This is a genomic window from Martelella sp. AMO21009 (genome assembly GCF_053484295.1).
This window is the reverse complement of the sequence record NZ_JBAKFR010000009.1, coordinates 35,268-57,972: the sequence shown is the minus strand read 5'-3', so window position 1 is coordinate 57,972 and position 22,705 is coordinate 35,268. Positions and strand designations below refer to the sequence as shown.

Below are 22,705 nucleotides of genomic sequence, written 5' to 3'. Positions count from 1 at the left end.
CACCGAAAGAGAATGAGGCTACAATGCGTAACGACCGGACCGTCTATCTGAAAGACTATCGCCAGACGGACTTCATCATCGAAAGCGTGGATCTGATTTTCGAGCTGGGAGAGGTACTGACGACGGTCGGGTCGCAGATAAGGATGAAGCGCCGCCCGGGCGTCTCGCCCGACGCCCCGCTCGAATTTGTCGGCGACGGGCTTCAGCTTGCGGGTCTAGCGCTTGACGGCAAGCCGCTGCTGCCCGAGCGCTACGAATGCACTTCCGACCATCTGACGATCAACGATCTGCCGGCCGACGACGCGTTCACGCTGACGATCAAGACCAATATCAATCCGACCGCCAACACCCAGCTTCTGGGCCTTTACCGCACCAATGGCGTCTATTCGACGCAATGCGAGGCGGAGGGCTTTCGCCGGATCACCTATTTCTACGACCGGCCCGACGTGCTGACCGTCTACACGGTGACCATCATCGCCGACAAGGCGAAGAACCCGCTGCTTCTGTCCAACGGCAACCTTGTCGAGGAACGCGACCTCGGCGACGGCCGGCATCTGGCGAAATGGCACGATCCCTTCAGGAAACCGTCCTATCTGTTCGCGCTGGTGGCCGGCGACCTAGCGATGATCGAGGATCGTTTCACCACCATGTCGGGCCGCTCGGTGACGCTGCGCATCTATGTCGAACATGGCAAGGCGGAACGCGCCGGCTATGCGATGGACGCGCTGAAGCGCTCCATGAAATGGGATGAGGAACGGTTCGGGCGCGAATACGACCTCGACATCTTCATGATCGTCGCGGTCTCCGACTTCAACATGGGCGCGATGGAGAACAAGGGCCTCAACATCTTCAACGACCGGCTGATCCTCGCCGATCCGAAGACGGCGACCGATGACGATTACGCCCGCATCGAGGCGGTGGTGGCCCACGAATATTTCCACAACTGGACCGGCAATCGGATCACATGCCGCGACTGGTTCCAGCTCAGCCTGAAGGAGGGGCTCACCGTCTACCGCGAGCACGAGTTCTCGGCCGACCAGCGGTCTCGGCCGGTGGTAAGGGTGGATGAGGTCAAGTTCCTGAGGGCGCACCAGTTTCCCGAGGATGGCGGGCCCCTCGCCCATCCGGTGCGACCGACGCAGTATATGGAAATCGACAATTTCTACACGACCACCGTCTACGAAAAGGGCTCCGAAGTCAGCCGCATGATCGCGACGTTGCTCGGAGAAGACGGGTTCCGCAAGGGCCTCGACCTGTTCTTCGAGCGCCATGACGGCGGCGCGGTGACGATCGAGGACTATCTGAAATGCTTCGAGGATGCGACCGGCCGGGACCTCTCCCATTTCGCGCTCTGGTATCATCAGGCCGGAACGCCGGTGATCGGAGCGCGCAGTTCCTATGACGCGGCAGAGGGGCGGCTGGAACTCACACTGTCGCAGAGCACCCCGCCCACGCCCGGCGAGAGCGACAAGAAACCGCTTCACATTCCCCTGCGGGTCGGCCTTATCAGCCCGAATGGCGACGACATGGAACCGTCCGCGGTGAGCGGCGGCGAGCGCACCGGCGATGTGCTGCATCTGACGGAAAGCGAACAGACCTTCGTGTTCGAGGGCCTGGGGGCGAAGCCGGCGATCTCGCTCAACCGCGATTTTTCCGCGCCCGTGCGGGTGCGGTTCGACCAGCCGCGCGAAGATCGCTTGAAAATCGCGGGCGCGGAAAGCGACCTCGTGGCGCGCTGGGATGCAATCAACGGGCTGTCGCTGGAGGTTCTCACCCACGCCACGGCGGCAGTGAGGGCCGGACGCAGCGTGGATACCGACAGCGCCCTCGCCTCGATCCTGATCGAGACTGCGGAGGATAGCAGCCTTGAGCCGGCTTTCCGCGCGCTGGCGCTGACGCTGCCGAGCGAACTCGATATCGGCCGCGAGATCGGTGAAGACGTGGACCCGGATGCGATCCACCTTGCCCGCAAGGCGGTGTTTTCCGCAATCGCTAATGCGGGGCGCGCATCATTCGCCAGGCTCGTGGAGGAACTGCGGGAAGACAACGGCTTCAGCCCGGATGCGGGAAGCGCGGGACGCCGGGCGCTTCGAAACACGGCGCTCGCCTATTTCGCCGAAGCCGAACAGTCGCCGCTGCCGGCGCAGCGCGCCTATGACGCGGCGACCAACATGACGGATATGATTGCAGCACTTCGCATACTGGCGCACCAGTTTCCGGGCCACGCAGAAACCGGCGCCGTGCTCGCCGATTTCCGACAGCGTTTCGACGGCGAGCCGCTGGTGCTCGACAAATGGTTTACCGCTCAGGCGACCGTTCCCGGCGAAGCCACGCTCGACCGCGTGGCCGAACTGATGGGCGACCCTGCCTTCGATGAGGGCAACCCCAACCGCGTGCGCGCACTGATCGGCGCTTTCGCTTCGTCCAATCCCACCGGGTTCAACCGCCCGGATGGGGCCGGCTACCGGTTCTTCGCGAATTTCATCCTCGCCACCGACCCGCGCAACGCCACGCTGACAGCGCGGATGATGACCGCCATGCGCTCGTTCCAGTCGCTTGAAGCCGGGCGGCGCGAGAAGGCGCGGGCAGAGATTGAGCGCATTGCGGGTCAGGAAGACCTTTCCCGCAACCTCCGCGATATCGTCAACCGCATGTTGAAAAGCTGACGAAGGGCTTGCAAAAAAGTGCGTTCGGAGTCCTTGCCTTCGTAACCCATAACGCTAGCACGCCGCCGATGGCGGTATGCCGGAAGGACCGCGAACACAAAAAAGCCTTTTTATGCTTATGGTTAACAAAAGGTTCCCTATGGGCGCTGGACAAGGCGAATCACGTTTGATTCACTAGGGCAGATTCGCAAAGGCGGTTTGCCGAATCACACGAGGGAACCAGACCAATGAAGAGATCGGACATGTGGGGACGCCCCACAGTCAACGGGAAGTTGCGCGCTCATGCGGGGACACAGCGGGTTTTCACCGCGGCGCAGCAGACGGGATTTGTCGACCTCGGCGGCTTCGGTTTGCTTGAGCGGCCGGCCATCGAACGGATCCTGAAGAAGTCGATTCCCCTTCTCATCATTGCCTTTCTCATCAGCGTGGCGGCGGCGCGCGGTCTGTCGCTGATGTCGAGCCATGAGCGGATGGAAGATGCCGTCCGTCAGGCGACCGAGTTGACCTCGGCCATGGCGCTCGCCTCGCTCGAGGACGAGCCTCGGCTTTTCGAGCCGGCCAGCGCGGCCGAAACCGCTCAGGAACTGAACGCGCTTGTCGCGGCCGGTTCGGATACCGATCTGGTGGTGATCGACACGACCGGCGTGGTGCTTGCTGCGACCGGCGCCAGCGCGAGCCTGACCGGACGTCCACTTGCCGCCGTCTTTCCCGAACTGACCTCCGCGCGCCCCAGCCGTTCTTCAGGCGGGGTCGTGGAAACGCACATCAATGGCGTGCCGTATCAGGTCTCCATGCACCTGGCGGGCAATGATGGCGGCATGGTGATCGCACTGCATTCGATGCAGACGATGAACGCCCTGTGGCGGGCGGAGATCAATCTTAACGTCACGCTATTTGCGGCTATGGCGATGCTGCTGCTGGTAGTGGTCTACGCCTATTACGCACAGCTCAACCGCGCCGACCACACCACCGAACTGATGCTGGAAAACGAAGCGCGGCGCGACGGCATGCTGGCCAATGGCGAAACGGGCCTCTGGTCGTTCGACCCGCAGGCCGGCCTCACCTTTCTCGACGGCTCGGCCGCAATGGCGCTTGGCCTGGGCTCCGCGCCGCGGCAGATCACGCACAGGCAAGTGCTTGCGCTGATCCATCCCGACGATCGCGCCGGCTTCTTCCGCAGGTTTGCGCCGGCAGATACCGGGCTGATCGAGGCGAGTTTCCGCATCCGCCAGCATGACGGTCGCTATACCCGCATCGATATCCGCGCCCATTCCGGCCAGACCGATGGCAGGATCGCGGTCAGCGGCACGGCCATCCGCACGGCAAGTGCAAGCCGCCGGGAAGTCGAGACGGCCACGAAGCGCGCAAGCCTCTATCAGGCCGCGTTTGACGCCATGCCGCAGGCATTGGCGCTCTGGGGTAAGGACGGACGCCTTGAGCTTGCGAATGCCAGCTTCGCTGCAGCTTATGGCGTGGAGGGCAGCGCCCGCCGCGACAGCCTTGTCGCCGACGATGCCGTGGTGGTTCGCCGGATCTGCGGCGATGACGCCGTGTCACGCGAGATCAGGACGCCGGCCGGACACTGGCAGGCGGTGAGCGAAAGCCGGCTGCCGGATGGCGCGCTGCTCACCGTCGGCTCCGACATCACCGCATTCAAGAGCGATGAATGCCGCCTTCAAGGCGAACAGGCCAGGCTGCGCGAAAAGGTGGCGGCCCTTGCCGCCGCGCGCCGCAGGCTGGAGCTGAAATGCGCCGCGCTCAATCGTGCGCTCGGTCGCGACATCCCGGTTCGATACGATCAAGAAGCCGAGCTTTCATCCGAAAGGGCCAGCCGCGCAGCGGGGACGATCATCCGCAAGACCGTGGCGTAACGCCGGTTACGCCAGCGGCAACAGCTTTCTGAAGATCGAACGCACCTCATCAGCCGTATCGGTGATCAGCGCCTCCAGCGCTTCGATATCAGGGCAATCCGACAATTTGCAAAGCCGGTCCAGAAGCCCCGCTGGCGCGGTATCGGGCTTGAAGCCGGTGTTCAGGCAGGCGCGCGTGAGCTGGGCGATATCGGTGTAAAGCGCCAGCGCCTTTCGGCAGGCTTCGAGATCGCCCGCATTCATGAACTCGGGCCCGAACCGCACCAAAACGTCATCCGTGCTCATAGCCTCGCCGCCGCCGGCCTTTTCCCGCGGCTGGTCGGAGCCGAGGTGGCAGAACTGGGCGATGAATTCGATATCGATCAGGCCGCCCGCAATCAGCTTCAGGTCCCAGATGCTTTTCGCCGGTTTGTCGCGCTCGATTCTCGCCCGCATTTCCGCGATATCGCGCGCCAGCGCTGCCCGGTCACGCGGTTTCACCAGAACCGCATCGATGACGGCGGCCGCGTCCTTCATCAGCGATTGATCGCCGCAGAGCGGGTGGGCGCGCGACAAAGCCATATGCTCCCAGGTCCAGGCGTCGTTGAGCTGGTATTTCTCGAATGCCGCAAGTCGGGTGGCAAGCGGCCCGGCATTGCCGGAGGGCCTCAGCCGCATGTCAACCTCGTAGAGCACGCCTTCCGCCGTGGGCGCGCTGAGCGCGGCCACCAGCCGCTGGGTCACGCGCCCGAAGTAGCGCGGCGCGTCGAGCGATTTCGGGCCGTCGGAAGAGCCGAGCGGGTCGTCGCAATCATAAAGCACGATCACATCAACGTCCGAGCCGGCGGTCAGTTCCGCACTGCCGAGCTTGCCCATGGCAAGCACCGCGACCCGCTGCCCCTTAAGCCTGCCGTGGGACTGTTCGATTTCGGACAGCACGCCGGCGAGCGCCTCCTCGATCGCGAGCGTGGCCAGCACCGTCAGCGCGCGGCCGGCGGCGAAACCACCGGTCGCGCCGGTCAGAAGGCGAATGCCGATGAGGAAGCGCTGTTCGGCGGTGAATATCCTCAGGCGATCAAGCCGCTCCTCATAGATCTCCGCGCCGGCCATGAAGGCTTCGAGGCGGCCAGCAAGATAATCGCGCGTGGGAATTTCGGTGAGCAGGGCCGGATCGAGCATGCCATCGACGATATGGGCGCGCGCCGCGATGATCTCTGCAAGGCGCGGCGCGGCGGACATGATCTCGACGAACAGTAGAAGCAGGTTGGGATTGCTTTTGAGCAGCGAGAAAAGCTGGATGCCCGCTGGAAGGCCGGAGAGGAAGCGGTCGAACCGCAGCAGCGCCTCGTCAGCGCGTCGACTGGCGCCAAAGGCTGCCAGCAGATCGGGCATGATCTCGGTCAGTCGCTGACGGGCCTTGGTGCTCTGGGTGGCGCGATAGCGGCCATAATGCCAGGTGCGGATGATGCGGGCGATATCGGCCGGCCGCTCAAAACCGAGCTTCGAAAGCGTCTCCAGCGTGCCGGGATCGTCATCCTCGCCGGTGAAGACGAGATTGCCGGTCTCGCCGGACAGCGTCAGCTCCCGCTCGAACAGGCGGGCATAGCGCTTCTCGACCGTTTTCAGGTTCGATACCAGCGCTGCGGCGAATTCATCGGTCGTCCGGAACCCGCTCATGCGCGCGATCCGCAGCAGTTCGGCATCATCCTCAGGCAGAATATGGGTCTGTTCGTCACGCACCATCTGGATGCGATGCTCGACATTGCGCAGGAACCAGTAGGCAGATTTCAGCTCATCGGCGGTCTGCCTGTCGACCCACCGGGCCTCGCACAAGGCGTCAAGGGCATCGACTGTGCGACGGCAGCGCAATTGCGGCATGCGGCCGCCGGCAATCAGTTGCTGGGTCTGGGCGAAGAACTCGATCTCCCGAATGCCGCCGCGCCCGAGCTTGACGTTGTGGCCATGGACGGCCACGAGACCGAAGCCCTTGTGCGCGTGGATCTGCCGCTTGATCGAATGGATATCGGCAATCGCGGCATAATCGAGATATTTGCGGAAGATGAAGGGCGCCAATTCGGCGAGGAAGGATTCGCCGGCGGCGATATCGCCCGCGATCGGCCTTGCCTTGATATAGGCGGCGCGTTCCCAGTTCTGGCCGCGGCTTTCGTAGTAGATCAGCGCCGCCTCGACAGGGATCGCGAGCGGCGTGGAGCCGGGGTCCGGGCGCAGCCGCAGGTCGGTGCGGAACACATAGCCATCGCCCGTGCGCTCCTGCAGGATGCGCACAAGCCGGCGCATCAGCTTGGGAAACAGCTCCCGCGCATCGTCGGGGTCGATGATGATCTCCGCCTCCGGATCGAAGAAGACGACAATATCGATATCGGAGGAATAGTTGAGCTCGTTAGCGCCGAGCTTGCCCATGCCGAGCACCACGACGCCGGAGTTCTCCGAAGGGTGGTCCTGGGAAGGAGGCAGCCTGATCTTGCCTTCGCCGGCGGCGGAGACGAGCAGATGGTCGAGCGTGGCGGCAACGGCGGCGGAGGCGAAGCGGCTCAGGAGATCCGTCGTGACTTCGGCCGGGAATACTCCGCCGAGATCGGCGAGCGCGGTGAGGAAGGCGACGCGCTGTTTTGACCGACGCAGCCGCGTCATGATCTCGCCATCGCTCTGGGAGCCGTCTTCAACGATCCAGGCAGTGCGCGCCTTTTCGATTTCGGCCTCGATTTGCGGGCCGATTGGCTCATCGATCCGGCCAAGCAGGTCGGGCCGGGAGCGGAAGGTGTCGTGGAGAAAGGGGGAGAGCGTGAAGGCGGCCGCGATAAAGGCGGTCAAAGGGGCCTCGGCGTCGGCGAGGACGGCCGGAAGTCCGTGGCTTTCGACAGCTTCGGCAAGTTCCTCTGCCGCTTCCCTTGCCGCCGCCTCATCCAGCGTAAAGATGCGCCCTGCCGCACTGTCGGCCAAGCGACCCTCGGTCTCCTGCATAGCTTCCTCCGAAACTTCTTTTCTCCGCCTTAGCATTGACGGAGCGGAAGCAAAAGCCGCTCAGCGCGAACGATTGGCGGTGAGCGGAAAGCGAAGGAGCGCGGCAAGACCGCCATAGCCCGGAACATACTGGCTGGCTTCGGCAAGCACGAATTTACCGCCATGCATATCGGTCACGGCATCGACCATGGAGAGGCCAAGTCCGGTGCCCGGTTTGGTGCGGCTTTCATCCAGACGGAAGAACCGCCTTTTGACATCCTCGATGCGATTGGCGGGGATGCCCGGTCCGTTATCGGCAACCATGAACACGGCATCCGCACCCTCGCGTTTGAGCGACAGATAGATGCGCGGCTCGCTTTCCGAGGCCGAGGCGTATTTTATGGCATTGTCGAGGAGGTTGAAAATCGCCTGCCCGATCAGTTCGCGGTTGCCGTTCACCGAAAGATCCTGCTCGATCGCGATTTCAAGCGTCATGCCGGCTTCCTCGGCCACCGGGCCGTAAAGCTCGGCGCTGTCCTCGACGATCGCGGACAGGTTGACCGGCGACATCTCCGCCGCAACGGCGCCCGCCTCGACGCGGGAGATCATCAACAAGGCGTTAAAGGTGCGAATGAGCTGGTCGGATTCGGCGATAATGCCTTCGAGCGAGGTGCGCCGCTCTTCCGGGTCCTCGGCGGCGGCGGCATCGGCCGCCTTGTTGCGCAGACGCGTCAGCGGGGTCTTGAGATCATGGGCAATGTTGTCGGAAACCTGCCGCAGCCCCTCGTTCAGGCGGACGATGCGGTCCAACATCAGGTTCAGCGAATTGGAAAGCCGGTCGAATTCATCACCGGAACCGGTTACGGGAAGGCGCTGGGACAGATCGCCGGCCATGATCTTGCCGCTCGCCGACGACATCCTGTCCATGCGCTTCAGCGCGTTGCGGCCGATCGCGAACCAGATCACCAGCGCGCCAACGCCCATGATGATAAGGGCGAGAAGCAGCGCCTGCCTGACGATGATATGCAGCCTTTCGGGATCCCCCAGATCACGGCCGATCATCAGCTTCATGCCATTGTCGAGCACGATCACATAGCCGATCGCAAGGCTGTAGCGGTCGCCCTTGTTGTTTTCGGCAAAGCCTTCATAGCGGAAGGGGGTATCGAGCCAGCCCGCATTGTCCAGCACGCCGGGCTGGAGCGAGGCGACATTGCTTGCCAGGATCTCGCCCTGCGGACTGGCGATGACATAGAGATTGGCGCCGGGTTGGCGGGCGCGTCTTTCGATCGTGTTGAAAAGCCTGCGAATGCCGCCGCTTTCGAACGCGGCATCAAGCTGGGCGATCTCGCGATGGAGGGAATCCCGCATCTGACGTTCCACCAGACTTTCGGAGACGGCGGTAACATAAAACACCATCACCGCCGCGCAAAGCCCGAACAGCAGAATATAGACAGCGGAGAGTCGTACCGCCGTTGACTTGAACAGAAGCTTCAGCCGCTCCCTCATTCGTTACGCATCATGCTTGATCATATAGCCGGAACCGCGAATGGTCTTCAGCAGGGGTTTGTCGAAGTCCTTCTCGATCTTGGACCGCAGCCGCGAAACATGGACATCGATCACATTGGTCTGCGGATCGAAATGATAATCCCAGACATTTTCCAGAAGCATGGTGCGGGTAACGACCTGGCCGGCATTCTTCATCAGATATTCCAGCAGGCGATATTCGCGCGGCTGAAGCGTGATCTCGCGGCCCGCGCGGCGCACTTCATGCGACAGGCGGTCGAGCTCCAGATCGCCCACCTTGTAGAGCACGTCCTGATCCGGCGCGCCCTTGCGTCGGCCCAGCACTTCGACGCGGGCGAGAAGCTCGCTGAAGGCATAGGGCTTGGGAAGGTAGTCGTCGCCCCCTGCCCTGAGACCGGTCACCCGGTCATCGACCTGACCGAGCGCGGAGAGAATCAGCACAGGCGTATTGATGCCGCGCGCCCTCAGCGCCGAGATCACCGAAAGCCCGTCGCGACGCGGCAACATGCGATCGACGACCAGGACGTCGTATTCGTTCTCGCTGGCCATGAACAGGCCGCTTTCGCCGTCGCCGGCATGCTCACAGGCAATGCCGGCCTCGCGAAAGGCCTTGGTCAGATAGGCGGCCGCCTCCAGATCGTCTTCGATGACAAGAACACGCATGCCGGGGACCATATCGCCATCGGCCTCGGTGTGACAAGCAGGCTCAACCGGCTCTTTGGAAAACATCTAAGGTCTCCTGAAACGGAAAAGGCGCATGCTTCCGCGATGCGCCTCCTCCAATGCTGATGGGGGATCAGCCGGCGTCTTCGGCGTCGGTTTCCGTGGGCAGCGCGGTGAACATGCTGCCGTTTTCGGTCTCGACCTGGAACAGCGCCTGCTTGCGACCCTGATCGGCGGCATCCTTTACCTGTTTCAGAATATCCGCGGCCGAGCTGACGTCCTTGTTGTTGACGCTCAGGATCTTCTGCCCCGTTGCCAGGCCCTTGGTCGCGGCGTCGGAGTTCGGGTCCACGGCCGTGACCGTGACGCCCTTGCCGTCATCGGCCGGGCGAACCTCGATGCCGAGCTGGGTCATCAGCGAGCTTTCCGTCGGCCCGCTAAGGCCATCGGCTGCGGCCAGTTCATCGTCAGTCGGAAATTCACCGAGCTTGACATCGATCGTCTGGGACTTTCCGTCACGCCAGACCGACAGCTCCACCTCGTCGCCCGGTTCCATCATGCCGATCATACGCGAAAGCGAACGGGCATCCTCGATCACGTCGCCATTCACGGCGGTAATCACGTCGCCCTGCTTCAGGCCCGCCTTGGCGCCGGGGCTGTCACTGGTCGGCTCCGAGATGAGCGCGCCTTCCGGTTTTGCAAGTCCGATCGATTCGGCGATGTCCTCGGTGACGGGCTGGATACGAACGCCGAGCCATCCGCGCTCGACCACGCCATCATTGATGAGGTCGACAACGACGTCCTGGGCCAGATGCGCAGGGATTGCGAAAGCAATGCCGACATTGCCGCCGGAGGGCGAGAAGATCGCGGTGTTAACGCCAACGACTTCGCCGCTAAGGTCGAAGGTCGGGCCGCCGGAGTTGCCGTGGTTCACCGCAGCATCCACCTGGATGTAATCATCATAAGGACCGGAGGCGATATCGCGGCCAAGCGCCGAAACGATGCCCGACGTGACCGTGCCGCCAAGACCAAACGGATTGCCGACCGCGACAACCCAGTCACCGACGCGCAGGTTCTGATCGTCCGCGAACTTCACGTAAGTGAACTCGCGGTCGGCATCCACCTTGAGCACAGCCAGATCGGTGCGGGGATCGGTGCCAATCAGCTTTGCATCGTATTCTGTGCCGTCATCCATGCGCACCGAGAATGCGTCGCCTTCGCGCACAACGTGGTTATTGGTGACGAGGTAGCCGTCCTCGGAAACGAAGAAGCCCGAGCCTTGCGCAACCGGACGCGGCCCGCCCTTGCGCGGCTGCGGCGGCGGTGTCGGCTCGTTCGGCGCGCCGAAGTCATGGAAGAAGCGCTTGAGGGGGTGATCATCGGGAAGGTTGTCGAAACCGCGCCCGCCAAAGCCGAAACCGAAGCTGCCATCCTGCTGGGCGACCGGCTGGACGTTGCTTTCAACGACCACGGAGACAACCGCGGGCGAGACCGCTTCGACGACATCGGCAAATCCCGGGACTTCCGGAGCCTGAACATGGACGGGGTCGGCAAGCGCTTCCGTCACCGTCAGGGGAGCGCCGGCGGAAAACAGCACGGCTGCGACGCCCGCAGCTGCCGAGGCTTTCAAGAGTGACCTGAACTTGTTTGGTCCGGTGGGCTGCTGGAACATAGGTCTGCTTTTCCTCTGGTGTCGATGGTTGAATGATTTCATATCGAATAGAGGGACTATAAAAGCTGGGACCTTACAAAACACTGTCCGCCAGATGAAGGTTTGTTAATGGTCGTCCGTCTCGGACAAAATCTTCTCCAGCCGCTCCTCCTCCTGGCGGGAGAGCGGTCTGTCAGCACCGCGGCGAGCGGCCGCAAGCCGCCACAAACCGATGGCGCCCAACAGGATGAGAAGGGCCGGCGCCCCCCATAGAAGCCAGGTATGCGGCGAAAAGCGGGGCTTCAGCAGAACAAACTCGCCATAGCGCGAAACGACATAATCGATGACCTCATCATCACTGTCACCGGCTTCCAGCCGGCTTCGCACAAGAAGACGCAGATCGCGCGCGAGGTCGGCATTGGAATCGTCGATGGACTGGTTCTGGCAGACCATGCAGCGAAGCTCCGCTGAAATCTCCCGCGCCCGCGCCTCAAGCGCAGGATCGCTCAGCATCTCATCCGGCTCGACAGCGGCCGCAGCGATCGGGAGCAGCACGGCAAAAACCAAGACAACAAGCCGAATCATTCAGCGGCCCCCAGGGCTTGCGCTGGCTGCGTTCTTTTCTTGCTCAGCGCCGGCGCGCCAATCCGCAAACGGCGATCGGAAAGCGAGACAACCCCGCCGACAGCCATCAGCACGAAGCCAAGCCAAATGCACAAGATGAAGGGCTTCCACCACACGCGCACGACCCAGGCTCCATCCTGCCGCGGGTCGCCAAGCGAAATATAAAGCTGGCTGGGACCGAAGGTCCTGATGCCCGCCTCGGTCGTCGGCGTATTGCTCGAAGGGTAGAGCCGTTTGGCCGAGTGCACCACGCCGGATGCCCTCCCGTCCGCGCTGATCGCAAATGTTCCGCGTTCATCAGTGTAGTTGGGACCGCGCACAGTCTCGACCCCCTCAAAGGTGACCGTATAGCCGCTCAGGGCGACCTCGGATCCTGGCGTCATCTCCAGCACGGCCTCCGTTTCGTAAAGCGAAACCGCCAATATGCCCAATACGCTCACGCCGAGGCCGAAATGCGCAAGCGCCGCGCCGAAGGCCGAGCGCGGCAGTCCCTTGAACCGCGGCCAAGCCTTCGAAAACGGCAGACGGACAAATCCTGAGCGGGTCCAGATATCCGACAGCGCTCCAAAGATAAGCCAGAACGCGATCGCAATGCCGGCAACGGCCAGAACCGGTCCGCCTTCATGGAAGTAAACGAAGACCGCGGCGAAGATCAGCGCCAGGACCGCCGCGACCATAAGACGTTCGGACGCAGCCTTGAGGTCTCCTCTTTTCCACGAAAACATCGGCCCGAAGGGTACGGCCAGCAGCAACGGGATCATCAACAACCCGAAGGTCAGGTTGAAGAACGGCGGTCCTACCGAGATTTTCTCGCCGGTCAGCGTCTCAAGAAACAGCGGATAGAGCGTTCCGATCAACACAGTGCCGGCGGCGACAGTCAGAATCAGATTGTTGAAGACCAGAGCGCCTTCCCGCGATATCGGCGAGAACAGGCCGCCGGCCCGCAAGAGTGGCACCCGCAGGGCGAAAAGCGTAAGCGCGCCGCCGATGAAGAAGGCGAGGATGGCCAGAATGAAAACGCCGCGGGTCGGGTCAGTCGCAAAGGCGTGGACCGAGGTGAGAACGCCGGAGCGAACGAGAAACGTCCCGAGAAGGGAAAGCGAAAATGTCAGGATCGACAGGAGCACGGTCCAGATTTTCAGCGCCTCGCGCTTCTCCATGACGAGAGCCGAATGCAGCAGCGCCGTGCCCGCCAGCCACGGCATGAAGGATGCGTTCTCCACCGGATCCCAGAACCACCATCCGCCCCAGCCCAGTTCGTAATAGGCCCAATAGGAGCCCATCGCGATGCCGGCGGTCAGAAACAGCCATGCAAGCAGCGCCCAGGGCCGCACCCAAAGCGCCCAGGCCGAATCGATCCGCCCGCTGAGCAACGCTGCGACTGAAAAGGAAAAACAGACAGAGAACCCGACATAGCCGAGATAGAGAAGCGGCGGATGAATGGCGAGGCCGATATCCTGCAAGATCGGATTGAGCTCCCGTCCCTCTGCGGGAACAGGGAAGATGCGGCTGAACGGATTGGAAGTGAGAAGAATGAAAAGGATGAAAGCCGTGGCGATCAGGGCCTGGATGGCAAGTACATTGGCTCGCAGATCGGCGGGCAGATTGCGCCCGAAGGCCGCCACCAGCGCGCTGAAAAACGTCAGGATCAGCAACCACAGCAGCATGGAGCCTTCATGATTGCCCCAGACGCCCGAAAACTTGTAGATCAGCGGCATCAGCGAATGCGAGTTTTCCCAGACATTGCGCACGGAAAAATCGGAGAGAAGATAACTCCTGATCAGAATGGCGAACGACAATGCCACCAGCGCGAACAGGGTTAGAGAACCGCTGCGCGCAATGCCCATCAAGGCCATGTTCTGCGTACGCGCGCCCACAAGCGGCAGCGTCGCCGTCAGAACGGAGACTGCCAGAGCGAGGATCAGCGCATAGAGTCCGAGTTCAACGGTCAAGGTGTTCCGCCCTCCTCGCCTTCCCATACGCCCTCGGCCTTCAGACGGTCGGCGACCTCCTTGGGCATGTAGTTCTCGTCATGTTTGGCAAGCACGGTGTCGGCGCGGAAGATCCCGTCCGGTCCCATCCGTCCTTCGGTTACCACGCCTTGCCCTTCGCGGAAAAGATCAGGCAGAATGCCAGCGTAGCGCACCTCAACGGAAGAATTGCCGTCGGTAACGGCAAAGGCAACACCCGCCCCTTCCGCGCCCCGGACCGAACCGTCCTCGACGAGCCCGCCAAGCCTTATCCGCGTTTCGGAACTGACGGGATTTTCGGCAAAATCAGATGGCATGAAAAAATAGGAGACGCTGCGGCTCAGCGCAAAAAGCACCAGCAGAACCGCGATCGCGATAAAACCCACCCCGCCGCCGATGACAGCGAGCCTTTTTTGCTTGCGCGTCATGATCTTCCTCCCGAAAGCGCAAGTTCCGTCGCAAGCTGCTCAAGCCGCTGGCCGGCAGGGCTCTCCGCCCCGAAATAGGCCAGCGCGGCATCGTACGCCGCGTTGGCATCATCCTCCCGACCCAGCACCGCGTAGGAGCGGATCAACCGCATCCAGCCTTCAATATCGTCGGGCTCCTGTTCAAGGCGTTGCGCCAGCCCCGAGACCATGCCCTCCACCATTTCGGCACGCTGCTGCGGCGACAGCGCGGCCGCCGCGTCGATGTCATGCTGATCGGGCCCGAACGCCGGCGCGCCCGTCTGCGCCAACCGACCTCGATTCAAGGCGATATGCCGCTCGATCACGTCGCGTCCGGTGGCGTTCTCCGGCATTTTTTCCAGCAAGGCGTCGAATCGATCGAGCGCGGCCTGGTGGCTCCCGGCCTGCTCATCCGCCAGCGCAATATAATATCCGGCACTGACATTGCCCGGCGACAATGCCTCGGCCTCTCGAAACACCTCAAGCGCCTCGTCATTGACGAAACCCGATTCGAGCGACACAAGCGTCTCGCCGAGCCCCATAAGTCGCTCCGGGCTCGGGCCGGAAATCCTTATGGCATTGGTATAGGCTTCATAAGCGCGATCAAGCCTGTTTTCGCGCAAATAGACCGGCGCGATCACGTCCCATCCCCGGCCATCGTCGGGATTTTGCGCGAGATGCCGTTCGACCTGCGCGACAAGGACAGCTAGCTCCGGATTCTCCGAGTTGAGGCGGGCCGACAGCGGATAATCCTTCGCGCCGGGCGCGCCCAGGAGGGGATAGGCAACGCCCGCCACAATCAGCGCAGCAAATACGCATGCCGCCGTTGCGATACGATGGCGCGCGGCACCGCCCCGCCGCTTCGCGGCTCTGTCCGCCGCGCTCGCTTCCGAGGCCATCAGCCTTCGCCCGATTTCCGCACGGGACGAAAGATAGGCATTCTCGTCGATAACACCGTCTCGCCGTTCCCGATCTAGTTCTTTCAGTTGGGAACGATAGATCGGGTCCGGCCCGGTAGCGACCGCATCTGTCGGCGCGTCCCGCCGGAACAACGGTACGGCAACCGCAAAAGCCGCGGCAAGCGTCAGGACAATGGCGGCAAGCGCGAATATCATGTCGTCTTCGTACGCCACCCCCGCGAAAATTCCAACAGTTCAAAACATCAGGCGGCGAACCTGCCTCAAAACGTCGCACTTCGGCTGGTCATCCCGCAAGAGGCCGCTGTGTTAATCGAGCAGGCTCCACGAACCGGCAGCTTCGCGGCAGGCGGCCCCTCGGCCGACAAACTCACGGCCGTCGGCCACAATGCGCTGCGTATATTGCCGGCAATTCTGTTCGCCGACCTGATAGGGGCTTGCCGCGGTCACAGAGCCGCGCGCGCCCTGTCCCTGCCAGTTGACGGCTTCGCCCGCCGGCGCCGCCGCCAGGGCATATTGCTCGGCCTGCAGTGCCTTGGCTTGATCGAAAGGAGACAATGTAATGCCGGCGCGCTGCACCAACCCGCCATCCAGCGCCGCCGACTGAGCGGTTGCCTGCGCCGCCACGGGCTGAGGAGCGACTGACGCTCCACCGCCGCCGGTTGCCGAACAGCCTGAGATCATGAGAACGACAGCAATCAATTGCCAATTTCGTATCACGAGTTTTCCCGTCATATTGTTTTGCGTCATCAGAGAAAGCGTTGAGCAGAAAGAATGGTTCCCCGATCCACAGCGCTCCCGCTATATCGTCGCTAAGCACAGAATGTGGCCATAATTCGCATGCGGGGTCGCGATCAACTATTTCCTGCTTTTCGCCGGAAGAACAACGCGCGCGTGCAGTCCAGCCCCCTCAAGTCCGGTCAGCTCGAAACGACCGCCATAGGCCTGTACGATATCATCAACGATCGAAAGACCAAGGCCGGAGCCCGCCCCGCTCTCGTCCAGCCTGTTGCCGCGCTTCATTGCCCTTCGGATTTCATCGGGCGTCAGGCCCGGCCCGTCATCCTTCACGATGATCTCGGCCCAGTCTCCAGGCTCAGCGGAATCCGCCCGGCTTTGCGCACTCACATGAACCTCGTTCTCGGCAAATCGAGCAGCGTTTTCCAGAAGGTTGCCGACAACCTCCTCGAGGTCGTGCTGCTCGGTTGCCAGAAGAAGACCCGGCTCGCATGTCAACACGAAGGATTTATCGGGGTTCAGCCGCCGCATCACCCTCACGAGCCGTTCAAGCACAGGTTCCGCCTCACAGCGCGTCAGGATCGATTCGGTCTGGGCAGCGATGCGCGCCCGGTTCAGATAGGCCTGAACCTGGGCCTGCATCATTACCACTTGCGAAGCGATGAGTTTGCCCTCCTTCTCGGCCATGCCCTGGGCCTCGTTCAAAAGCACCGCAATCGGCGTCTTCAGGGAGTGCGCGAGATTGCCGACCTGCATCCGCGCCCGCTCCACGATTGCCCTGTTGTTTGCCAGCAAGGCATTGATTTCATCGGCAAGCGGTTGAATCTCCACCGGAAACTGCCCGCGCATTTCTCCCTCGCCCTCCTCGGAAATATGGCGCAAGGCCACACGCGCCCGGTCGAGCGGGCGCAGCGCCCACAAAATGATGAGGCCATTGAGGAGAATGCTCGCAATCCCGAAAAGGGCGAGCGCTATGTAGAGCCGCTGCGAAAACCAGCGTACGTCATTGTCAACCGCATCGCGATTGCCCGACACCCGGATCCGGGTTGCCCGGTCCTTCTCGTCCATCACGACAACGGTTTCAATCACCGCCAGGTCATTATTGTTGTCGTCGCGAACGATATAGGTGCGCCGATAATTGCCGTCATAGGGAACTTCGCTCTCAGGGGTAACCGGCAGGTCTTGCGCGCCGAGAGAGGGCGATTGCAGAGACTTTTTGGATTTGTCGTAAAGAGGATCGACAACCCAGTACCAGCCGGTTTGTGGCTGCTGATAGTTCAGATTTCCAAGCTGGGGCGATCCCTTGAGTTCGCCCTCATCATCAATCGATACCGAATTGATCACATTGAACATTTCGGCTTGTAGAAGCTGCCGGAAACCGCGCTCCGCGGCATTGCGGTAGAGCGCTGAAATCACGATCGCGATCACAAGAAGCGCGATCGCAAACCATACGGTCGTCAGAGCCAGCGAACGCAGAGTAAGGGAATTCGCAAACCTCATCCCGGCGCCTGCATGCGATAGCCGAGGCCGCGCACCGTCTCGATCCAGTCAGCTCCGATTTTCTTGCGAAGTCTGCCAACAAAAACCTCGATCGTGTTGGAATCCCGATCGAAATCCTGATCATAAAGATGTTCGGTCAGCTCCGTCCGCGAGACCACCTCGCCCTGATGATGCATCAGGTAGGACAGCAGCCTGTATTCGTGCGAGGTCAGCCTCAATATCTCGCCGTGGAGCGTGGCCTTGGAGGCCTTGACGTCAAGTTCGATCGGGCCGCAGGTGATCGTCGCCGCTGCATGACCGGCGGCGCGACGGATCAGCGCCCTGATGCGGGCCATCACCTCTTCGATGTGAAACGGCTTGGTGACATAGTCATCGGCGCCGGCATCGATCCCGGCCACCTTGTCGCTCCAGCGGTCGCGCGCCGTCAGGATCAGAACTGGCATGTTGCGACCGGCCTGCCGCCATTTGTCGAGCACGGTCACGCCATCCATCTGGGGCAGACCGATATCGAGTATGACCGCGTCATATGGTTCGGTGTCGCCGAGGAAATGGCCTTCCTCGCCGTCATAGGCGCAATCAACCACATAGTCTGACTCCCGCAGCATCTGGGCAAGCTGGCGGTTCAGGTTCTCATCATCTTCGATCAGCAGAATTCGCATTTCAGTTGTCCGCTCTTGCAGGCGCCAGCCTGACAGACTTCAGCTTGCCGGAACGCGGCGGGTGATCTTGCGAGGCGGGCTGCCGTCGCTTGCCGGAACGATCACCGTTACCAGGCACATATTCGGATCGTCCGGCGCGGGCAGAGCGGAAAGCAGATCACCGCCCGTGCTGGCCGCAACCTGACGCGCGGCGTTTGCGCAGCTGGCGGCGCCGGCCGTTCCACTGTTTCCGCCCAGCAACAAGCCGGTCAGTACCAGAATATATAGAGGTTTCAACGACATCAAATCTTCTTCTTCGCCATCCTGCGCACCATTCGCAAGTCCTTATAAAGATACGTGGCTGAACTCCAAATGAATAGCCCCGTCGAAACGCTTGCAATCTTAATTTCAGCAAAATCGAAAATGGTGTACTGGCCGGAGCCCGAAGCTCCGACCAGTCCTGTGTAAAGATGATGGTTTCAAGCTAACGGGTTAGCGACGACTTCGCCGCAATCCGCCCGAACAGCGCGAGCATCCCGCCCGCTGCACCTGCGATCGTGGTAATCGAAGCCGCCAGTTCGCTCTGCGTGCCGTCATCGATATAGATGCCGCCAAGCTGCAGCAGCGGCGCGGCAACCGCCAGCAGAGCGCCCCAAACGGTCTTGGAGAGATACCATTTTTTCACATCCATAGCATTTTCCTTTCTATCAGTTGGGAAGGTTTATTTCTGCGGTCAGCGGGATGCCGAGCGGCACCTTGCGTCCGAGCTGGCAAAGCCTGACCGTCATCGCGCCGGCCAGCGACCCGAAGTCGTCGGCCTGATCGCTCGCCGCGTAGAGAAATTCCGCAACGCCCATCTCGATACGCCGCACCATTGTCGCGCCGTCGAACAGCTCGAGCCGGTAGCGTTCGACATCCTCGTCCAGCGGTATTTCGGCTGCCGCCCAGTCGTCCGCGTCGAGCCGCGATCGCCTGATCCAGCTGAAATGAATGTCCCCGGAGGCCATCCGGCGCGCGCGCAGATGAACCGGCGCAAGCGGCGTCTCCGCCCGCAATCCGCCGGCGAAGACGTAAGGCCCCTTCAGATCCTGCTGCCCATAGGCGGCCTCGATCACGTAATTGCGTTCAAGACCGATGTGGCGCGCGCTCAGGCCGACAGGGATCACCGCATCGCCCAGAACAACCGCGTCATTTCCGACCAAGGCCCCGGCCATCATGGCGTCTTCGGTCCCGTAAAGCCCCCGCAGCAGTCCGGTGAGCCGCCAGCGCCCCGCTGCTATCTCGACGGCATTGAGAAAACCGATAATCTCGAAAACGCCGTTACCGGCGCGAACGGCGATCCGGTTGGCGCCGCTCAACACAGCGTCTTTCGAAGCCGAGGAAAGGCCGCCAAAATCGAGGTCGATGGCCAGATCCTCGGAGAAATCAAACCGGCCGCTCACGCCAGGCGACAGCGCCTCGGCCAGGCGCGCGGTCCCTGCCGGCCGCTCGATCACCACATTGGCTCCATAACCTTCCGTGGTGGCGGACGAGGAAACGAAGATGCGGCGCCATGGCCTCGCAAACGCAGCGATGCGCGCAAAGCTCTCCGGCGCGCCGCCGCCGTCGCGGGCTAGATCCAGAAAGACCACCCGCGGCGCAAACCCGTCGGACGCATCTTCGTGAACCCGGCCCCGATCCACCGGCAGAAACCGCGCGCCCGCAAGCGGCGCAAAAGAGCGCGCCTCGATCTTCAGGGTCTCGCCAAGCTCGGCACGCGTGACCATGAACCGGCCAGCCGGCCCGTCGCTGATGCGCACGACATCGCCCACTTCCAGGCCACGCGCCTGTGGAGACAGATCGAGCGAGAGCGTGCGCACCGCAATCCGGTTCTCCCGCAGCATGTCGCCCGCGAGCGAAAGCGCCGTGGTTTCCGGCAGCACCGTGGGCAGCGCATAACGCAAAACCCGGTCATTGACCGCGACAACGCGGCTGGAACGGACATTCGCCTGCTCGTAATCGGTGAAAGGATCGAAATAGGAGACGACCGCCTCGCCGGCGAGATCGCTCTCATGGCTGCGCGTTTCCCTGAAGCGACCGGCCTCCTCGCGCTCCGCCGTCACGTCGATCGTCGCCGGCGGCAGGCTCGCCCTGAGCCTGGAGCGGAACTGCAGCACGCCGCCGCGCTCGATCGTATCGGCGGAATACAGCGAAAGCAGCGGCTCAATCAAATTGCGGGCACTGTCGATATCGGCCTGCTGATAGCCCGTCAGATCGCCGTTCAAAAGCCGCACGTCGCAATCGTGGAAACCGTGGTCGGCCAGAAGCGCACGCACCGTGTCGGCAAGCGTCGTCGCCCCCAGCCGTCCGTTCAGCCAGTGGCCGGTTGTCCAGTTGGCGCCATCGGTCCATAGATCGGAATTCTGCGGGAAGGCGGGATAGGGTCTGATATCCCAGCACCAGAGGAAAATATGCCCGAAATCGACGGGCGTTTCCGCGGTTTCAAACCGGGAAAGCTGCGTCTCCAGAAACCGGCGCTGCTCGGCATCGGAGCGCTGTCCGCTCGAAAAATAGGGAAACGCCGATTCCGCCGATTTCGGATCGGCAAAGACATTCGGCTGCCCGGCCCCCTTGTCGACGGCGGCGCACCCAAGCTCGGAAAACCAGATCGGCTTCGACATCGGTACCCAGGCCGTCGGCGTCGGCGATTCCGCCCCGCCGACGCGGTCATAATGCGGGTTCGCCCACCAGTTCTGGATGTCCTTGTAACGATAGACCCAGGGCTTGCCGGATAGACCATCGGTAATCGGCGTACGAATACGCGCCGCCCGATCCGCATCGCTGACATAGTACCAATCATAGCCCTCGCCACCGGCAACCTGCCCCCAAAAACCATCCGGATCGTTCGCGACCTTGAATCCATCAGGGTTTTCAGCGCCCAGATCACTGTCGCGCCAATCCGAAATCGGCATATAATTGTCGATGCTGACCGCCGCGATATTGTGGTTCGCCCATAGCGGGTCGAGATTGAAATAGACATCGCCGCTGCCATCGGCGGGATGGTAGCCGAAATACTCACTCCAGTCGGCGGCATAAGTCACCCGCCCCCTGAGGCCCAGGACAGAGCGCACATCGGCCGCAAGCGCGATCAGCCCTTCCACGAAGGGAAAGGCATCGCTCCCGTCACGCACGGAGGTCAGCCCCCGCATCTCGGAGCCTAGAATAAACCCGTCCACGCCGCCTGCGGCACGCGCCAGATGCGCGTAATGCAGAATAAACCGGCGATAGCCCTTGTCATCGCCGGTGAAATTCACCCCGCCGCCAAAGGTGTTGAACTGATGGTTCTCCGCCGTCCCCAGGAACGCTTCCACCTGGGCACGGGCCGAAGCGCTGCGGTCGGTAGTGCCGGGCCGGCCCGGTGCGGGGTGACAGCTTATCCGTCCCCGCCAGGGGTAGCGCGGCTGCTCGGAACCGCCGTGCGGGTCGGGCAGACCGTTGCCGGCCGGCACATCCATCATCAAAAACGGATAGAGATAGACCTCGATGCCGCGCGCCCTCAGATCGGCGATCGCCGCGATCAGCCCTTCATCGTTGGGCGTGCCGCCATAGGCCGGACCGCCATCATGCGTGGAAACGATGTGCGCCTCGCCGCGGGCGATGCCCGATACCCGCCACGGCGTGCTCTCTTCCTTGCGGAACGGCGTTTCCACGCCCGGTTCGATCCGGCATTCCCCTGCCCTCAGGTCCGAACCGAACCATGCCACCACCAGCGCCACCCGTTCCAGATTGGGGCACAGCGCCATCAGCTCGTCGATCGAGGCTTCCCAGTCGGTCGCCCGCGTCAGCGTGTTGCGGTTCATGATCCGCTGCTGGCCGCTGCCCAGCGCCTCGGTCACGGGAAACGGGCAAAGCCCGTGCTCGGTCGCGCCCGGAATAATCGCAAGGGCCCGGATCTGGCTCTCCAGCGAACCCGTGGGCTTCAGCACCTCGAACTGGATCACCGGTATCCGGTTGCCGAACGTGTCCAGCGGCAGCCGCTCGAACACCACATAGCAGAGCCCCCGATAGGCCGGAGCATTCCCGGCCCCCTGCTTCGCCTCGATCAGCGGATCTGGCAACTGGCTGTCCGAGCCGGGGTAAAACCGCATCTCGATATTGGCGAGATCGAGTTCGCGACCGTCCGCCCACACGCGCCGGATCGCCGCTACCGGCCCCTCGCAGAGGCCATAGGCAAAATTCCCGAAATAGGCAAAGCTCTCGACCGTCGAGCCCGCAGCCTTGCCGCCGGTGCGCTCCTCGGTCACTTCCTCTTCGAACCGCGTTGCCCAGATCAGCGTTCCGCCGATGCGCGACGTGCCATAAACCCGGGGGATCGCAGCGCCCTCCTCCGCGCCGCCAATCCGCGCGCTTGAAAGATGGCTGCCCTTTACCTTTTGTCCGCCGCCGGAAAAGATAAGTCCGTCCAGCGCATTGCCGGCAAGAGCGCCGATCGCCCGGCCGGCAACCGCGCCGAACGGGCCGAGCAGCCCACCGAACACGGCGCCGGCCGCCTGAAACACGATAGTTGCCATGCTGAAA

Annotated in this window: 16 protein-coding genes; 2 read left to right on the top strand and 14 right to left on the bottom strand. The window is 62.4% G+C overall.

Going from position 1 to position 22,705, the window contains the following annotated elements:
* Positions 1–23: 23 nt before the first annotated feature.
* Positions 24–2,666, top strand: coding sequence for an aminopeptidase N (gene pepN, locus V6766_RS12425; RefSeq protein WP_448466855.1), 2,643 nt, complete (start codon positions 24–26; stop codon positions 2,664–2,666).
* 227 nt (positions 2,667–2,893) lie between these two features.
* A complete protein-coding gene (locus V6766_RS12420; RefSeq protein WP_448466853.1) occupies positions 2,894–4,537 on the top strand; it encodes a PAS domain-containing protein in 1,644 nt (547 codons plus the stop codon).
* A gap of 6 nt (positions 4,538–4,543) precedes the next feature.
* Here V6766_RS12420 and V6766_RS12415 read toward each other — a convergent pair whose 3' ends face one another.
* The 14 genes from V6766_RS12415 to V6766_RS12350 all read right to left on the bottom strand — a co-directional run bounded on the left by V6766_RS12415 (position 4,544) and on the right by V6766_RS12350 (position 22,698).
* Positions 4,544–7,498: a bifunctional [glutamine synthetase] adenylyltransferase/[glutamine synthetase]-adenylyl-L-tyrosine phosphorylase gene (locus tag V6766_RS12415; protein ID WP_448466851.1), complete on the bottom strand. Its 2,955-nt coding sequence runs from the start codon at positions 7,496–7,498 to the stop codon at positions 4,544–4,546.
* Positions 7,499–7,558: 60 nt separating this feature from the next.
* Positions 7,559–8,983 carry an ATP-binding protein gene (locus V6766_RS12410; protein WP_448466849.1) on the bottom strand — a complete coding sequence of 475 codons (1,425 nt, stop codon included), beginning with the start codon at positions 8,981–8,983 and terminating at the stop codon, positions 7,559–7,561.
* 3 nt (positions 8,984–8,986) lie between these two features.
* Positions 8,987–9,676 (bottom strand): response regulator transcription factor, encoded by a 690-nt coding sequence (locus tag V6766_RS12405; RefSeq protein WP_330165987.1) that lies wholly within the window; start codon positions 9,674–9,676, stop codon positions 8,987–8,989.
* Positions 9,677–9,797: 121 nt separating this feature from the next.
* Complete coding sequence (locus V6766_RS12400) at positions 9,798–11,336, bottom strand: Do family serine endopeptidase (RefSeq protein WP_448466847.1); 1,539 nt, start codon at positions 11,334–11,336, stop codon at positions 9,798–9,800.
* Between the two features lie 105 nt (positions 11,337–11,441).
* The gene (locus V6766_RS12395; RefSeq protein ID WP_448429751.1) at positions 11,442–11,900 is read right to left on the bottom strand and encodes a cytochrome c-type biogenesis protein; all 459 of its coding nucleotides are present in this window, start codon (positions 11,898–11,900) and stop codon (positions 11,442–11,444) included.
* Positions 11,897–13,891, bottom strand: a complete 1,995-nt coding sequence (locus V6766_RS12390; RefSeq protein WP_448466845.1) for a heme lyase CcmF/NrfE family subunit — start codon at positions 13,889–13,891, stop codon at positions 11,897–11,899. The genes V6766_RS12395 and V6766_RS12390 overlap by 4 nt, the downstream gene beginning before the upstream one ends.
* Positions 13,888–14,337 carry a cytochrome c maturation protein CcmE gene (gene ccmE / locus V6766_RS12385; RefSeq protein ID WP_448466843.1) on the bottom strand — a complete coding sequence of 150 codons (450 nt, stop codon included), beginning with the start codon at positions 14,335–14,337 and terminating at the stop codon, positions 13,888–13,890. The genes V6766_RS12390 and ccmE overlap by 4 nt, the downstream gene beginning before the upstream one ends.
* Positions 14,334–15,470, bottom strand: coding sequence for a c-type cytochrome biogenesis protein CcmI (ccmI, locus tag V6766_RS12380; RefSeq protein WP_448466841.1), 1,137 nt, complete (start codon positions 15,468–15,470; stop codon positions 14,334–14,336). The genes ccmE and ccmI overlap by 4 nt, the downstream gene beginning before the upstream one ends.
* Before the next feature lie 111 nt (positions 15,471–15,581).
* Complete coding sequence (locus V6766_RS12375; protein ID WP_448466839.1) at positions 15,582–15,974, bottom strand: hypothetical protein; 393 nt, start codon at positions 15,972–15,974, stop codon at positions 15,582–15,584.
* A 156-nt stretch (positions 15,975–16,130) separates the two neighbouring features.
* Positions 16,131–17,510, bottom strand: coding sequence for a sensor histidine kinase (locus V6766_RS12370; RefSeq protein WP_448466837.1), 1,380 nt, complete (start codon positions 17,508–17,510; stop codon positions 16,131–16,133).
* The gene (locus V6766_RS12365; protein ID WP_448466835.1) at positions 17,507–18,169 is read right to left on the bottom strand and encodes a response regulator transcription factor; all 663 of its coding nucleotides are present in this window, start codon (positions 18,167–18,169) and stop codon (positions 17,507–17,509) included. Before V6766_RS12365 ends, V6766_RS12370 begins: the two co-directional genes overlap by 4 nt.
* Before the next feature lie 39 nt (positions 18,170–18,208).
* The gene (locus tag V6766_RS12360; protein WP_448466833.1) at positions 18,209–18,451 is read right to left on the bottom strand and encodes a hypothetical protein; all 243 of its coding nucleotides are present in this window, start codon (positions 18,449–18,451) and stop codon (positions 18,209–18,211) included.
* A gap of 181 nt (positions 18,452–18,632) precedes the next feature.
* Positions 18,633–18,839: a hypothetical protein gene (locus tag V6766_RS12355; protein WP_448429765.1), complete on the bottom strand. Its 207-nt coding sequence runs from the start codon at positions 18,837–18,839 to the stop codon at positions 18,633–18,635.
* A 16-nt stretch (positions 18,840–18,855) separates the two neighbouring features.
* Positions 18,856–22,698: a baseplate multidomain protein megatron gene (locus V6766_RS12350; protein ID WP_448466831.1), complete on the bottom strand. Its 3,843-nt coding sequence runs from the start codon at positions 22,696–22,698 to the stop codon at positions 18,856–18,858.
* Between the last annotated feature and the right edge of the window lie 7 nt (positions 22,699–22,705).